The following is a 13493-nucleotide window of genomic DNA, read 5'->3' on the forward strand; positions in this document are numbered from 1 at the left end:
TGGAGCGGTAATGGCACCCATCACTCAAGCACTACCTATGACCCTCTCCCCGGCGCTTGATTTCGACCAGAACGCCGCCAGCGCCTTGGGTTCCTCATTGGCAAGTCGCTATATTCAGGCTACGCCATTTCCGCACATCGTCATCGATAATTTCCTGGATGAAGAGCTGATTGCGAGTATCTGCTCGCACTTCCCAACCGAACCCACCAACAACGAAATGCTCTATGAGCGCGGCTATAAAGGTCAACTAAAACGTCAAATCAGCCCCAACGAATGCCCCCCCTATTTGAAGACTGTTTTCAACGCCTTTAACTCTGCCCCCATGTTGCAGTTTCTTGAAAAGCTCACAGGCATCGAAGGTCTGATACCCGACCCCTACTTTGCCGGTGGCGGTCTGCATGAAACGAAAAGCGGCGGTTTCCTGGGGGTGCACTCGGACTTCAGACTCAACAAAAAGCTTAATGTTGAGCGCAGACTGAATATCATCATTTATCTGAATGAAGACTGGCGAGAGGAATACGGCGGCAACCTTGAACTTTGGGATGTCGACATGAAGACCTGTCTTAAAAAAGTCCTGCCCATCTACAATCGATGTGTCATTTTCAACACAGACAAAGACAGCAATCATGGGCATCCAGAGCCTTTAACAACGCCAGAGCACATCACGCGCAGGTCTATAGCGCTTTATTACTACACCGCAGGAACCATGGTGATCGATCCTGCACAAAGAAACAAAACCCACTACAAGCCAAGGCCCAAAGATCGTTTCAGCCTGAAGTACTACATGGGTAAACTAATCAAGAAGAAAAACTAGACTACGGAACACCCGCTGAAAGATTTAGCCAGTCTAAAGTTTCGCCATCTTCAAGGAAGATCATGGCCATTCGATTGACGGAAGCCAAAGACTGGATGCTTTTGAAGCAAGTCCGTCTCGCTGCGCTTTTGGACACGCCGACAGCGTTTGGTGTGAGTTACCAAACGGCCGCTCAATACAGTGACGAGCAGTGGAAAGAGCGAGCCTCGAACTTCTATCTAAAGCAGGGTTTCTCTTTCATCGATGAATGGGAACCTTTGGTCAGTCATCCGCATATCAGGGTTCAGACCATGCTGTGGACTGTACGGAACTGACGAACAGGCGGATCGGGGTCGTCAGTACCGACCCCAAATGGCCTCTCAGCACGCCCACGTTTTCCCGAGTGTCTCCAGACCGGCCTTTTGCAAATCCTGTGCGCTCATCACAACACGGAACTTGCAGGTAGCATTGAAGTTGAGAAAAAAAGGTTCCGCAAAAGCGGGGATGTCGGAGGGGTCTTGTACGTCGACCACAAAAATCCCAGCACGCATGCCATCTTGTTCAGTAAAGTACACCGCCTCCGGTTTGATGCTGTTCAGGATGCGCTCAATAACCTCGCCCACCGTCCCCGCTTTGACAAGGGAGTTGAAGGGTTCGTTAGGGCACTCGACCATCAGTAACATCTTCATCATTCAATCCTCTGTTCCACTTGCAACCCGGTAGTGTCATGAAGAATAGCTAAGCGTGAGTCAACCCTCGGGCCGGGTTACGGGCGGTCATGAAACATGGCGATTTCGGGCTGCTAAAAGCGTTAACCCAAGGATCATCCTGGCCGGATCGACTTCAGGCTTGTCGCACTACCAATCGGGCCGAAAGCGGTCAATTTAGCTCCATTTCGTCTACCCTCACAAAGCGCCATGCAGCAATCAGCTTGCGCCTGGCGTATCGACATTTTTGCCTTAATGCACCGGAGAATTTTCATGCTCAACCGTACCCTGGCATTGGCTGTCGGCTTGACCCTGTCTTTTTGCACCCTGTTGGCGCAGGCCGCCGACACCCTGAAAGTCAGCGCGATTCCCGATGAAGCCCCGACCGAACTGCTGCGCAAGTTCAAGCCGCTGGGCACCTACCTGGAGCAGCAATTGGGCATGAAGGTCGAGTTCGTTCCCGTGAGCGACTATCCGGCCGTGGTCGAGGCGCTGGCCACCGACCGAATCGATATGGCCTGGCTGGGCGGCTTCACGTTCGTGCAGGCACGCCTGAAAACCGGCAATGCCATTCCGCTGGTACAGCGCGAACAGGACGCCCAGTTCACCAGCAAATTCATCACCGCCGACCCGGCCGTCAAATCCCTCGCCGACCTCAAGGGCAAGACCTTCGCCTTCGGTTCGGTGTCCTCCACTTCAGGCAGTCTCATGCCGCGCTATTTCATGCTGAAGGACGGCATCAAGCCGGAAACCTACTTCAGTCGTGTGGGCTATTCCGGTGCCCATGACGCCACTGTCGCCTGGGTCCAGGCCGGCAAAGTGGACGCCGGGGTACTTAATGCCAGCGTGTGGGAAAAACTGGTCGCCGCCGGCAAGGTCGACACCACCAAGGTCAGAGTGTTTGCGACCACCCCGGCCTACTACGACTACAACTGGACGGTGCGCGGGACCCTCGACCCGGCGCTGGCGGCCAAGATAAAGGCCGCCTTCCTGGCGCTCGATCCAGCGAACCCGAAAGACAAGGAGATTCTGGATCTGCAGGCCGCCAGCCGATTCATCGAAACCAAACCCGAGAACTACAAGGGCATCGAGGAAGCCGCACGCGCTGCCGAACTGCTCAAATGACGTTGCATCTGACCCAGGTCAGCCTTACCCACGTTAACGGCGTCCATGCGTTGCGTGGGGTGGACCTGCACATCGGTGCCAGCGAACAGGTCGCCATCATCGGTCCGTCCGGCGCGGGCAAGTCGAGCCTGCTCAACTTGCTGGCCACCGCCCTGCGACCGGACGACGGTGAGCTGCAGGTGCTCGGCGAGCGAGCCTGGCAGCTTTCTGCCCGTCAGCGTCAGCGTCTGCGCGCGCGCATCGGTCTGATCCATCAAGCGCCCCCGCTGCCACCGCGCCAGCGCGTGGTCACCGCGGTTCTGGCTGGAAAGCTGGGCCAGTGGGGCCTGGGCAAAAGTCTGCTGAACTTGCTGCATCCGGTGGATATTCCGGGCGCACGCGCGGCATTGGCCAGGCTCGACCTCAGCGACAAGTTGTTCGCGCAATGTCAGCAACTGTCCGGTGGACAGTTACAGCGCGTGGGCATTGCCCGCGTGTTGTATCAAGCGCCCGAAGTGTTGCTGGCCGATGAGCCGGTTTCGGCCATGGACCCGGTGTTGGCCGAGCACACGCTTTCGGTACTCTGCCGCCATGCCCGGCAGCACAACGTCACCCTGGTCGCCAGCCTGCATGCGGTGGAGCTGGCCCTGGCGCACTTTTCGCGGATCATCGGCTTGCGTGATGGGCAGGTCATGTTCGACCTTGCTGCCAGCGACGTCGACCGCGGGCTGCTCGACAAGCTCTACGCCAACGAACAACTGCAATCCCCACCGATTACTCCGGCGCCCTTGAGTGTGCAGATTCCCCGATGCTGACCCGTGATACCCGAGATCCGGCCACCCGGCCCCGCCTGCTGTTCACCTTACTGGCCCTTGCCTTGCTGTGGCCGGGCATCCACTTCAGCGAATTGGACCTCAGTGTTCTGGTGGCGAGTGACAGTCAGAGCGAGATGGGCCGGTTCGTCTCAGCCTTCTGGCCACCGGCACATGGCGAGGAATTCATTGAACTGTTAGTGCAAGCCACCCTGCAGACCCTGGCCATCGCCACGGCCGGCATGGCCCTGGCGTTGCTGTTGGCCGTCCCCGCCAGCCTGCTGGCCAGTCGGGCTCTGTCGCTGTCTGCCGCCTCCCGTGCCGGCCACCCCAGCTATTGGGGCCAACTGCTGCGTTGGCCGGTCCGCGGTTTACTGATCTTCCTGCGCAGCGTGCCGGAAATCGTCTGGGCGCTTTTGTTCGTGCGCGCCGTCGGCCTCGGCCCGACTGCCGGGGTGCTGGCCATTGCCATTACCTACAGCGGCATGCTGGGCAAGGTCTACGCGGAAATTTTCGAGTCGGTCGACCAGCGCCCGGCTCACGCGCTATTGCAGGCTGGCAGCGGTCGGCTCGCAGCCTTTTTCTACGGGATCCTGCCCAATGTCGCTGCGGAACTGTTGTCGTACACGGTGTACCGCTGGGAATGCGCCATCCGCGCCTCGGTGGTGATGGGCTTCGTCGGTGCCGGCGGTCTGGGCCAGCAAATGGACCTGTCGCTGCGCATGTTCGCCGGCGGTGAAGTGGCCAGTTTGTTACTGACGTTTCTCGTATTGGTGCTGCTCGCCGATCAACTCAGCCGCCTGCTGCGCTGGAGGCTGGTATGAACCGCTTGATCAACCTGACACTGCTCCTGTGTATCGGCGCAGCGGTGGTCGCCTCGTTCATCTACCTGGGCATCGACCTCGGCGAGCTCGGAGGCAGCGGCAACCTGAAGCAAATGAGCGCTTATGCGCAGCGTTTTCTCAGCCCGGACCTGAGCGCGGGCCATCTGCAAGCCATCGGCCACGGCGCCCTGGAAACCATCGCCATGTCCGCCCTTGGCACCCTGCTCGCGGCGGTATTCGGCCTGCTGTTGGCATTGCCCGCGGCCGGGCGCTTCGGCTGGCCTTTGCAGAGCGCGTCGCGCCTGGTGCTCAACGCCTTGCGCGCGGTTCCGGAACTGGTGTGGGCTGCGCTGATGGTCCTCGCCGCAGGGCTCGGCCCCAATGCTGGCACCCTGGCCTTGGCCTTGCACACCACCGGCGTGCTCGGCCGGCTGTTCGCCGAAGCGCTGGAAAACACCCCACCCGAACCGGCCGAAGCCATCCGCTTGCAGGGCGGCAATGCCGTATGCGCGTTCTGCTACGGATCACTGCCCAACCTGGTGCCACAGCTACTGGCCTACATCCTGTACCGCTGGGAAAACAATATCCGCATGGCCAGTGTGCTCGGCTTCGTCGGTGCCGGTGGTTTGGGGCAAATGCTCTATGTCAGCCTCAGCCTGTTCCAGGAAGCTCAAGCCAGCACGGTCATTCTGGCCATGCTGCTGCTGGTATTTGCCGTCGACACATTAAGCAGCTGGAGCCGTCAACGCTGGGTCAAGGCCTGACGGCTTCGCAGCACCCGATGGCAAAGAGTTGTTCCAGACTAAGCCAACGGTTGGTGACTGGTCACACAGTGGATACCGCCGCCACCGGCAGAGATCGCGTCGATGTTGAGCTGCACCACCTCACGGTCCGGGTAGAGTTCGGACAACAAATCAAAGGCTTTGGAGTCTGCCGCCCGGTCACCAAACTCGGGCGCAACGACCGCCCCGTTGATCACGAAGTAGTTGATGTAGCCTGCCGCAAAGTCTGGATTGTTGCGGCTGAACTTGCTCTTTCGTGGGTTGAGCGGTGGCGACACGGTATGCACTTGCAGCTTGCGGCCATCGGCATCCGTGGCATTTTTGAGAATGTCCAAATGGGCCCGCGTGACGCTGTAATCGTATGACTGAGGATCGTTGTCGAGGTTGGCGATCACCACGCCTGGTTTGACGAATCGGGCGTAGAAATCGACGTGGGCATCCGTGATGTCCTTACCTTTGATCCCTGGCAGCCAGATGATCTTGCGCAAGCCCAAGCGCGCTTTCAGCTCTTGCTCGATCACGGCCTTGCTCCAATCGGGGTTGCGGTTGGCATTGATCCAGCTGCTTTCAGTCATGATCCCCGTGCCGTGACCATCCACTTCGATACCACCGCCCTCGCCCACCAACTCGCTGCGCAAATGACGGGCTTCCACAATGTCAGCCACAAGTGCGGCAACCTGCGCATCCTCGCCGTGCTGCTGTTTGTTGCCCCAGCCGTTGAAGTTGAAATCCACGGCGCCGAGCTCGCCTTTCCCATCGATGACGAAGTTGGCGCCGATATCGCGCATCCAGATGTCGTCGAGTTCGCTGGTGACGTAGCTGATGTTAGCCGTGCCGCAGTGTTCTTCGGCCAGTTCCCGTTCACGCTCACGACAGAACACGGTCACTGGTTCATATCGCGCGAGGGTGCGAGCGATCAGGCCAATGGCGGCTTGTACGTCGGGGGTGAAATCTTCCCAGATCGCTTCCTGTGCGCCAAAGGCGATGAAGGCCCGCTGATGCCTGTCGCCCTCATCCGGCATTCGCCAACCGGAGGGAGCCGCTTGCGCGCGCAGGGGCGTCAGGCCAAGCCCGATAGACGCTGCCGCGCCCAAACCGGCGACGACCGATACCTGTTTGATGAACTCACGACGCGTCGACATGTGTTGATCCCTGGAGTGTTTGTCTGAAGTCATTTCGCGGTGGCCGTCTTGAACTTGGTCCAGGTGCGCATGCGCGCCCGCATATCGGGTTGGGGAATGTCCTTGCCGGGGATCAGCCGCGCATAAGTGGCTTCATCGAGGTAAATATCCGGGTTTTTGCGCATGGTCGCATCGACGCTCGGACGTGCCTTGGCATTGGAGGTAGGGTAGCCGGTGAAGTTACTGATGGCGGCCATGTTGTCCGGGCGCATGACGAAGTTGATGAAGGCATAGGCGTATTCCGGATGTTTGGCGTCGACCGGAATCGCCATGGCGTCCATCCACACCGTGGTGCCTTCACGGGGAACACGGTATTGAAACATGGCGTTCTTGCCGGCGGAATCCGCCGTCCGTTGCGCCTGCGTCATGTCCCCGCTGTAACCGAGCGACAGGCACAGGTTGCCGTTCACCAGATCGGTGACCGGCTGCGACTGGAACTTGCGGATGTACGGCCGAAGTTTCAGCAGCAGCTCACTCGCCGCTGCCAGATCTTCAGGCTTGGCGCTGCGTGGCTCGCGGCCCAAATAATTGAGCACCACTGCCAGCACTTCGTCCGGCGAGTCGATCATCGAAATGCCGCAGTCGGCAAATTTGGCAGCCAGCTCCGGTTTGAACAACATGTCGAGGCTATTGACCGGAGCATCCGGCAAACGCTGTTTGATCTGCTCGGCATTGTAGGTCAGGCCGATGGTGCCCCAGGTGTAAGGGACGGTGGCCTGGCGCGAATACTCGTAATGCGTTCGCAGCTTCTGCAAGCCAGGTTCGATGTCATCCAGGGCCGTGATTTTTGACCGGTCCAGCGGTTGCAGGCTGCCGGCGCGCATCAAGCGTTCGGCGACAGTGTCACCCGGGAAGATCAGGTCATAACCGCTGCCGCCGGCGAGCATTTTGGCTTCCAGCGTCTCACTGCCGTCCATGACGTCGTAGATCACTTTGATCCCGGTTTCGGCGGTGAATTTGGCCAGCGTGTCCTCGGCAAAATAGTCGGCCCAGTTGTACAGCCGGAGGGTTTTCTCTTCCGCGTGCAGCGCCGGCAAGGCACAGCCCAGCGCCAGGCCCAAGGCACCGCTCAACAGCTTTTTGATCGAGTGCATATCAAACCTCTTGAGTCTTCCAGCGTGCATGGGTGTGACGACCGTCCTGAGTCAACAGCGCGCCGTACATGTCCGGACGGCGATCGCGGTAAATGCCCCAGCTCAAGCGCTCTTCGCGCATCGCGGCCAGGTCCAGGCTTTGCACCAGCACGCCGGTGCTGTCACGGTCGGCCTCGGCGAGCAACTTGCCCTTGTGATTGCAGATAAAGGATGAGCCGTAGAAGCTCATCTGCAAGGTCGGATCGGTGGTCGCCGCCTCTCGGCCGACGCGATTGGCCGCCACCACCGGCAGCAGGTTGGCGGCGGCGTGGCCGCGCATGGTCATCTGCCAGTGGTCACGGGAATCCAGCGCCGCGCAGCCAGGCTCAGAACCGATGGCGGTGGGAAACAGCAGGACTTCAGCGCCCATCAACGCCAGGCAGCGCGCGGTTTCGGGGAACCACTGATCCCAGCAGATCCCCACACCCAGGCGCCCGAACGCCGTGTCCCAGACACGAAAACCGGTATCGCCGGGGCTGAAGTATTCCTTCTCCTGATAGCCGATGGCGTTGGGAATGTGGGTCTTGCGATACACACCCAGCAAGCGCCCATCGGCATCGGCCACGCTCAAGGAATTGAAGTAGGCATTGCTGGCCTTCTCGAACCAACTCAGCGGCAGCACCACACCCAACTCTTTGGCCAATGCGGCAAAGCGCTTGAGTACAGGGCTGTATCGATATTCTTCGGCCAGAGCGAGGTGCTTGTGGCTTTGCTCGATGCAGAAATACGGCGTGGCAAACAGCTCCTGCAACAGGATGACCTGGGCGCCTTTGGCCGCGGCTTCGCGCACCCGTTGCTCGGCCTGATCGAGGTTGTGTTGCAGGTCCCAGGTGCAGGGCATCTGGGTGGTGGCGATGGTCAGAAGCGTCATGGCATCAACCCTCCACCGGCCAGGCGGGCTGTTGCTGGGTGATACAATGCACACCGCCACCGCCATGGGCCAGGTGATTGATCCGCACCGGCACCACTTCGCGCCCCGGGAATGCCTGAGCCAACACTTCGGCCGCCACGTTGTCGGCATCAATGCCGTAAGCCGGCATGATGATGGCGTCGTTGGCGATGTAGAAATTGGTGTAGGAGGCACAGAACACTTCAGCTTCGGTGTCCACGGCATCGGTGGCTTCATACAATTCGATCAGCTCGAACTGTCGGCCTTGGGCATCGGTGGCCAGTTCCAGGGCACGACGGTTTTCGCGGGCCACTTCGGCATACACCGAGCGCTGGTCGTGGGTGGCGTCCACCAGCAAAACCCCGGGGCGAGCGAACGCGCACACGCCATCGACGTGGCCGTCAGTCATGTCGCCGGTCACGTAGTCCGGATCACCCGGCAGCCAGATCGTCTTCTTCACACCCAGCAGACGCGTGAAGATTTCCTCCATCTCCGCCTTGTTCATGCCCGGGTTGCGATTGGGGTTGAGCAACACCGACTCGGTGGTGATCAGCGTGCCCTCGCCGTCCACATGGATGGCTCCGCCTTCATTGCTCAGCGCGGTACCAAAGCACTCCACGCCCAAATGATTGAGTGCACGACGAGCCAGGCTTTCGTCCAGATCATGGGCCGACTTGCCGCCCCACGCGTTGAAACGCCAGCTCACCCCGGCCAGGCCATGTTGCAGATGGCAGACGAAGCTCGGACCGGAGTCCCGGCACCAGCTGTCGTTCACCGCCAGCTCGATCAATTCGATGTTCGGTCCACATAACGCTTTGGCGCTGGCGATAGCAGAAGGGTCGACGACCAGTTTCACCGGTTCGAAACGAGCGATGGCGTTGGCGACGCGAGCGAAGTCCTCTTGCACCAGAGGCAATGTCACGCCCCAACCGGACTCCCAGAGTGCTGTGTTGTGCGGCCAGACCATCCAGGTGGCGGCGTGCCTGACCCACTCGGCCGGCATCATCCAACCGCTGTTTCGAATTTCATTCTGCTGCATGACATGCTGCATGATAAAAAGCCCTTTAAGTTAAGCCATTGTGTTCAACAAAACTGCTTGGGTGATCCTGGCATGCATGCTACGGCCGTAAAATCAGGCAAACAAACGATGGATTTAGCGGACAAATGATTAGAGGAACTTATCAATATGCTCAAACACTGGCCGCCACTCAGCACCCTTCGCGGCTTTGAAGCCGCCGCCCGGCTGGGCAGTTTCCACAAGGCGGCCGCCGAGTTGCACCTCACCCAATCGGCGATCAGTCAGCAGATCCGCAGTCTTGAGGCGTACCTCGAACAACCCTTGTTCTTTCGCAATGGACGCAGCGTCAGCCTGACCGATGCCGGGCACGACCTGCTCAGCACCACTCAGGCATTGCTGCAACAACTGGCCGTCGGCATTCGCCGCCTCGGGCAATACCAGAAGCCCAACCAACTGGTCCTCAACACCACCCCGGCATTCGCCCGTCACTGGCTGTTGCCACGCTTGGGGGATTTTCGCCGCGAGCATCCGGACGTTGACCTGTGGATTTTCAGTACCGATGAAGTCCCGGACATGACCACCCAGACCATCGACCTCGCCGTGCGCGATGACATCAGTTCCCAAGCCGAGTGCAGCTTCAAGGTGTTGCACGCCGACCGCCTCTACCCGGCGTGTCACCCGAACCTGTTGGCGTTGCCACAGGAACAGCGCACCACCCTTCACGGTGAGCGGGAAATGGATTGGAGTCACTGGGCGGTGGAAGCTGGCATCGATGTCGGCCAGAAAGATCAGGGGCTGAATTTCTCCGACCCTGGCCTGCTGCTGGACGCCGCGTGCGCGGGCCTCGGTATCGCCCTGGTCAGCCAGTTATTGAGTCGGCAGGCGCGCACCCAAGGATTGTTGCAACCCTTGGTGGAGCAAACCATTCGCGGCCCGAACTGGGCCATGCTGACCCATCGTGACAGTGAGAATAATGTGCTGGCGCGAAGCTTCAGTGAGTGGCTGCTGGGTAACCTGGACTGAGTGAAGCCTCACACTACGGTTCGCGCAGCGCGTACTTTCGCGTATTTCGAGAGTCCGATCTTGATGCCAACCAGCATGGGCGCGGCGACGACAAAAAGCAGGGCAACAGCGATGAACGCTGTGTCGAAGGCAATCACAGTGGCCTGACCTGACACGACCCGGCCCAGCAGGCTCACCGCTGCCCGGCCGCCGGCCGCTGCATCCATCCCTTTCACCGTCAGCATCGCTGTCGTGGTCGTCAGCCGTTCGATGACCGCCGCTCCTCCCGGGGTGACATTGGCGCCGAGGACCACGGCATTGGCGACGACGTTATGGTCGATCAGTGTCTGAAGTCCTGCGACGCCCATCAGACCGCCCAACTGGCGCCCCGTATTGAAGAGACCTATCCCGCAGGCGAGGTTGCGGCTGTTGAGATCGCTGAAAGCGATCAGCGTGATCGATAGAAACAGGAAGCCAAGGCCCAGGCCGCGCAACAGGATGGCTGCCATCATGTCGTCCGTGCCGCTTTCGCTGGTCGAACCGGACAGCATCCACATCGCAACCATGATCATCAGGATTCCAAAGGGCACTGTGACGACCGGCGGAACGCGACGGACCTGCATGAGATAGGCGGATATGAGCAGTCCGCCGATAAAGAACCCGCCACTGGGCAACAGGAGCAGGCCGGCATCGGTAGGCGTGAACGCGAGGACCGACAGGGCGAACGCAGGGATCAAAAACGCGCTGCCGAACAAGGCGGCGCCAGCGACAAAACTGACGATAAAGGCGAAGGAAAAATCGCTCGATTTGAACAGGGTGAAGTCGAACAGACCTTGGCCTTTGGTCAACACTTGTTGGCCGAGAAATGCCAGCAGCGCGGCTGAGCTGATCACACTCAGCCAGAGGATGCGTGGCTCTTCGAACCAGTCCCATCGGCTGCCCTGGCTGAGAACGTAAGTGAAGCAAAACAGCGTGGCAGCGATCAGCGCGAAGCCGACCCAGTCAAACGGGCGGTGCTGGGACTTGACTGGCATCGGGCCGTCTGCGATCAGCAGAAATCCGGTCGCCGCCAGGGCCACCGGAACAACGCTGAAGAAAATCCATGTCCAGGACTGGCTATCGATCAACCACCCTTGAAGGGCCGGGGCGAGCGTTGCGGACGCGACAACGGCGCCCATGGCAAACAAGGCTTGAAGGATGGGTTGGCGAGATCGCGCAAAGGCGCGAAATATCATCGCCTGCCCCCCGACCAGCAGGGTGCCGCCAGCGAAGCCCTGAATAATTCGAAGCGCGATCAGCAGGTCCAGCCGAGCCGTGATGGCGGCAATGCCGCATGCCATGCCCATGGCCAGGGTTGAGCCGATGATCACATCACGCGGATTAAAACGCGTCAGCAGCCAAGGCGCGGTCATGAACCCGATCAGCTTGAGCGCGGTGTAGCCGATATCCAGCCAGGCGAACTCATCAGGCGTTGCATAGGTGTCGCCGATGATGTCGCCGCGTCCGAGCGACAGAACGGTGCTGGCGATCGCTTCCGTCAGCGTGGCAAGCACGATGCCCACCATGAGCAAGACACCGGTCGTAGCGCGGGTGTTGCTCCGCGTCGCGCTGGCATCCGCGTTCATGATCCCTCCCCGCGCTCAACCTCGACTCGCGCGGACAGGCCCGGCACGATGCGGCCCGGCAACGGGTTGTGGACAAGCCGGATCTTCACCGGAACGCGCTGCACGACACGCACAAAGTTGCCGGTCGCGTTGTCGGTGGGGAGCAAGCTGAACGCCGACCCGCTACCCGGTGCAAAGCTGTCGACCACGCCTTCAAGTGCCCCGCTGGGGTAGCCGTCGACCGTGACTCGCACGCGCTGACCGGGGCGGATTTGTTCGAGCTGGGTTTCCTTGAAATTCGCCACAACCCAAACGTCATTGACCGGCACGATATCGAGCAAGGCAACGCCCGTCGTAACAAAACGGCCGATGCGGACCTGTCGGTTACCGACCACGCCATCAACCGGCGCGCGTACGACGGTGCTGTCGAGATCGATCTGAGCAAGATCGTGCGCGGCCTGCGCCTGCGTCACCGCAGCAACGGCAGCTTCGCGCTCCGCCACGAGGACGGCGATGCGTTGCTGTTGCGCCTCGACCGTTGCGGAAGCGCCGGATACCGTCGCCTCGGCTCTCAATCGTGCCGCATCGCTTTCATCGACGAGGGCTTGGCTGACCGCGTTGCTGAGAATCAGTTTGCGGCTGCGATCATGGGTTTTGTTCGCCAGATTCATCTCGGCCACGCCCGAGCGTCTCTGGGCTTCGGCCTGTCGAATCAGGGCGCGCTGAAGCTGGGTTTCTGCATCGACATGGGTCAGGCGAGCCTGGGCAGCGCTGACATTGGCCACGGCTTGCGCCAGCCGTGCGCGGTAGTCCCGATCATCGATACGGAACAGGACGTCACCGGCCCGGACGGCTTGGTTGTCCTCGACCTCGACCGCAGTGACATAGCCGGCAACCTTTGCGGCGAGCGACGTGACGTCGCCGCGCACATAAGCGTTATCGGTGGAGGTCGCACCGCTCGAAAGCGCCATGGCCCATCCGCCAGCCAGGACCACCACGGCACCGATGCACAGCAGGATGCCAATCTTCTTTCTCTTGCTTTGCCGCACCACCACGACAGGGATCTCGGCAGTTGCGCCGGTGGCAATGGCGGCCTTGTCCTGAAGCGAGTTCATCTTGTCATTTCCTGTTCAATGCCTGGGACTACAGCAGCCACGGGCGGCAGTGGTCTGCCGCCGGGCTGTCGAGCATTCATGAGCGCGTGATTGGCTCACTTTTTGATCGGTGTAACGAGCGGCGTTTCATCGGTGTCGAGGACGAATACGGCCAACAGGCGTGCGGGTTGGGTGTCGCTGGCGTTGGCGCTGACTTCGTGTACGGAACCCGGCTCCTCTACAAAGTTTTCGCCGACCTTGTAGATCTTTTCCGGCTCGCCTTTGACTTTGATGCGAAACGAGCCCTCCAGGACCGTTGCATAAATGAAGGCCGTTTTCGGATGGGTGTGGGACGGCGACGCGGCGCCCGGCCCATACTCGACGACTACGCCCTTCATGCTCTTGCCAGGGATGTTGGGAATGGGACGGTCAAACACGACCGTCACCTTGCCGGCGTGCGGCTCGGCGGCCGAAGCTGCGCTGATCGACAGCACTGCAAAGGCAGCGGCCAAGAGGTATCGGGTAAACATGACAATTCTCCTTCGTGGTG

General features: G+C 60.2%; 15 protein-coding genes. 7 read left to right on the forward strand and 8 right to left on the reverse strand.

All coding sequences use genetic code 11. The features are described from left to right. Positions 1-10 precede the first annotated feature (10 nt). Positions 11-814, forward strand: a complete 804-nt coding sequence (locus KGB23_RS07120) for a 2OG-Fe(II) oxygenase (protein WP_223430455.1) — start codon at positions 11-13, stop codon at positions 812-814. 62 nt (positions 815-876) lie between these two features. After that, positions 877-1128: a hypothetical protein gene (locus KGB23_RS07125; RefSeq protein ID WP_223430456.1), complete on the forward strand. Its 252-nt coding sequence runs from the start codon at positions 877-879 to the stop codon at positions 1126-1128. 45 nt (positions 1129-1173) lie between these two features. Here KGB23_RS07125 and KGB23_RS07130 read toward each other — a convergent pair whose 3' ends face one another. Then, positions 1174-1482, reverse strand: coding sequence for a panthothenate synthetase (locus KGB23_RS07130; RefSeq protein WP_223430457.1), 309 nt, complete (start codon positions 1480-1482; stop codon positions 1174-1176). Positions 1483-1773: 291 nt separating this feature from the next. Here KGB23_RS07130 and KGB23_RS07135 point away from each other — a divergent pair, with 291 nt between their 5' ends. Genes KGB23_RS07135 through phnE form a run of 4 tightly spaced genes read left to right on the forward strand, consistent with a single transcriptional unit; the run spans position 1774 to position 5004 of the window. Next, positions 1774-2625: a putative selenate ABC transporter substrate-binding protein gene (locus KGB23_RS07135; protein ID WP_223430458.1), complete on the forward strand. Its 852-nt coding sequence runs from the start codon at positions 1774-1776 to the stop codon at positions 2623-2625. Further along, complete coding sequence (locus tag KGB23_RS07140; protein ID WP_223430459.1) at positions 2622-3419, forward strand: phosphonate ABC transporter ATP-binding protein; 798 nt, start codon at positions 2622-2624, stop codon at positions 3417-3419. Before KGB23_RS07135 ends, KGB23_RS07140 begins: the two co-directional genes overlap by 4 nt. Further along, on the forward strand, positions 3413-4240 hold the full coding sequence (locus tag KGB23_RS07145) for a PhnE/PtxC family ABC transporter permease (RefSeq protein WP_223430460.1): 828 nt from the start codon (positions 3413-3415) through the stop codon (positions 4238-4240). Before KGB23_RS07140 ends, KGB23_RS07145 begins: the two co-directional genes overlap by 7 nt. Further along, positions 4237-5004 carry a phosphonate ABC transporter, permease protein PhnE gene (gene phnE / locus KGB23_RS07150; protein WP_223430461.1) on the forward strand — a complete coding sequence of 256 codons (768 nt, stop codon included), beginning with the start codon at positions 4237-4239 and terminating at the stop codon, positions 5002-5004. The genes KGB23_RS07145 and phnE overlap by 4 nt, the downstream gene beginning before the upstream one ends. Positions 5005-5042: 38 nt before the next feature. Here the strand turns inward: phnE and KGB23_RS07155 are convergent, their stop codons facing one another. Genes KGB23_RS07155 through KGB23_RS07170 form a run of 4 tightly spaced genes read right to left on the reverse strand, consistent with a single transcriptional unit; the run spans position 5043 to position 9264 of the window. Further along, positions 5043-6164 carry an agmatine/peptidylarginine deiminase gene (locus KGB23_RS07155; protein ID WP_223430462.1) on the reverse strand — a complete coding sequence of 374 codons (1122 nt, stop codon included), beginning with the start codon at positions 6162-6164 and terminating at the stop codon, positions 5043-5045. 29 nt (positions 6165-6193) lie between these two features. Then, entirely contained in the window at positions 6194-7297 is a 1104-nt protein-coding gene (locus tag KGB23_RS07160) for an extracellular solute-binding protein (RefSeq protein WP_223430463.1), read from the reverse strand. Between the two features lies 1 nt (position 7298). After that, positions 7299-8207: an N-carbamoylputrescine amidase gene (gene aguB, locus KGB23_RS07165; protein WP_223430464.1), complete on the reverse strand. Its 909-nt coding sequence runs from the start codon at positions 8205-8207 to the stop codon at positions 7299-7301. Between the two features lie 4 nt (positions 8208-8211). Then, complete coding sequence (locus KGB23_RS07170) at positions 8212-9264, reverse strand: agmatine/peptidylarginine deiminase (RefSeq protein WP_223430465.1); 1053 nt, start codon at positions 9262-9264, stop codon at positions 8212-8214. 147 nt (positions 9265-9411) lie between these two features. On the opposite strand from KGB23_RS07170, the gene KGB23_RS07175 reads away from it, so the two are divergent. Continuing rightward, positions 9412-10266 (forward strand): LysR substrate-binding domain-containing protein, encoded by an 855-nt coding sequence (locus KGB23_RS07175; RefSeq protein WP_223430466.1) that lies wholly within the window; start codon positions 9412-9414, stop codon positions 10264-10266. A gap of 8 nt (positions 10267-10274) precedes the next feature. Here the strand turns inward: KGB23_RS07175 and KGB23_RS07180 are convergent, their stop codons facing one another. The 3 genes from KGB23_RS07180 to KGB23_RS07190 form a co-directional block, all read right to left on the reverse strand. After that, the gene (locus tag KGB23_RS07180; protein ID WP_223430467.1) at positions 10275-11870 is read right to left on the reverse strand and encodes an MFS transporter; all 1596 of its coding nucleotides are present in this window, start codon (positions 11868-11870) and stop codon (positions 10275-10277) included. Further along, the gene (locus KGB23_RS07185) at positions 11867-12964 is read right to left on the reverse strand and encodes an HlyD family secretion protein (protein WP_223430468.1); all 1098 of its coding nucleotides are present in this window, start codon (positions 12962-12964) and stop codon (positions 11867-11869) included. The genes KGB23_RS07180 and KGB23_RS07185 overlap by 4 nt, the downstream gene beginning before the upstream one ends. A gap of 95 nt (positions 12965-13059) precedes the next feature. Then, the gene (locus KGB23_RS07190) at positions 13060-13473 is read right to left on the reverse strand and encodes a cupin domain-containing protein (RefSeq protein ID WP_223430469.1); all 414 of its coding nucleotides are present in this window, start codon (positions 13471-13473) and stop codon (positions 13060-13062) included. Positions 13474-13493 lie beyond the last annotated feature (20 nt).

It is taken from the genome of Pseudomonas sp. GL-B-26, from assembly GCF_019947405.1.
Classification (GTDB): Bacteria; Pseudomonadota; Gammaproteobacteria; order Pseudomonadales; family Pseudomonadaceae; genus Aquipseudomonas.

What these genes read in the sequence shown, in the direction of transcription:
- KGB23_RS07120 (WP_223430455.1), top strand. Translation starts at nt 11, where the DNA reads ATGGCACCCATCACTCAAGCACTACCTATGACCCTCTCCCCGGCGCTT.
- KGB23_RS07125 (WP_223430456.1), top strand. Translation starts at nt 877, where the DNA reads ATGGCCATTCGATTGACGGAAGCCAAAGACTGGATGCTTTTGAAGCAA.
- KGB23_RS07130 (WP_223430457.1), bottom strand. Translation starts at nt 1,482, where the DNA reads ATGAAGATGTTACTGATGGTCGAGTGCCCTAACGAACCCTTCAACTCC.
- KGB23_RS07135 (WP_223430458.1), top strand. Translation starts at nt 1,774, where the DNA reads ATGCTCAACCGTACCCTGGCATTGGCTGTCGGCTTGACCCTGTCTTTT.
- KGB23_RS07140 (WP_223430459.1), top strand. Translation starts at nt 2,622, where the DNA reads ATGACGTTGCATCTGACCCAGGTCAGCCTTACCCACGTTAACGGCGTC.
- KGB23_RS07145 (WP_223430460.1), top strand. Translation starts at nt 3,413, where the DNA reads ATGCTGACCCGTGATACCCGAGATCCGGCCACCCGGCCCCGCCTGCTG.
- phnE (WP_223430461.1), top strand. Translation starts at nt 4,237, where the DNA reads ATGAACCGCTTGATCAACCTGACACTGCTCCTGTGTATCGGCGCAGCG.
- KGB23_RS07155 (WP_223430462.1), bottom strand. Translation starts at nt 6,164, where the DNA reads ATGTCGACGCGTCGTGAGTTCATCAAACAGGTATCGGTCGTCGCCGGT.
- KGB23_RS07160 (WP_223430463.1), bottom strand. Translation starts at nt 7,297, where the DNA reads ATGCACTCGATCAAAAAGCTGTTGAGCGGTGCCTTGGGCCTGGCGCTG.
- aguB (WP_223430464.1), bottom strand. Translation starts at nt 8,207, where the DNA reads ATGACGCTTCTGACCATCGCCACCACCCAGATGCCCTGCACCTGGGAC.
- KGB23_RS07170 (WP_223430465.1), bottom strand. Translation starts at nt 9,264, where the DNA reads ATGCAGCAGAATGAAATTCGAAACAGCGGTTGGATGATGCCGGCCGAG.
- KGB23_RS07175 (WP_223430466.1), top strand. Translation starts at nt 9,412, where the DNA reads ATGCTCAAACACTGGCCGCCACTCAGCACCCTTCGCGGCTTTGAAGCC.
- KGB23_RS07180 (WP_223430467.1), bottom strand. Translation starts at nt 11,870, where the DNA reads ATGAACGCGGATGCCAGCGCGACGCGGAGCAACACCCGCGCTACGACC.
- KGB23_RS07185 (WP_223430468.1), bottom strand. Translation starts at nt 12,964, where the DNA reads ATGAACTCGCTTCAGGACAAGGCCGCCATTGCCACCGGCGCAACTGCC.
- KGB23_RS07190 (WP_223430469.1), bottom strand. Translation starts at nt 13,473, where the DNA reads ATGTTTACCCGATACCTCTTGGCCGCTGCCTTTGCAGTGCTGTCGATC.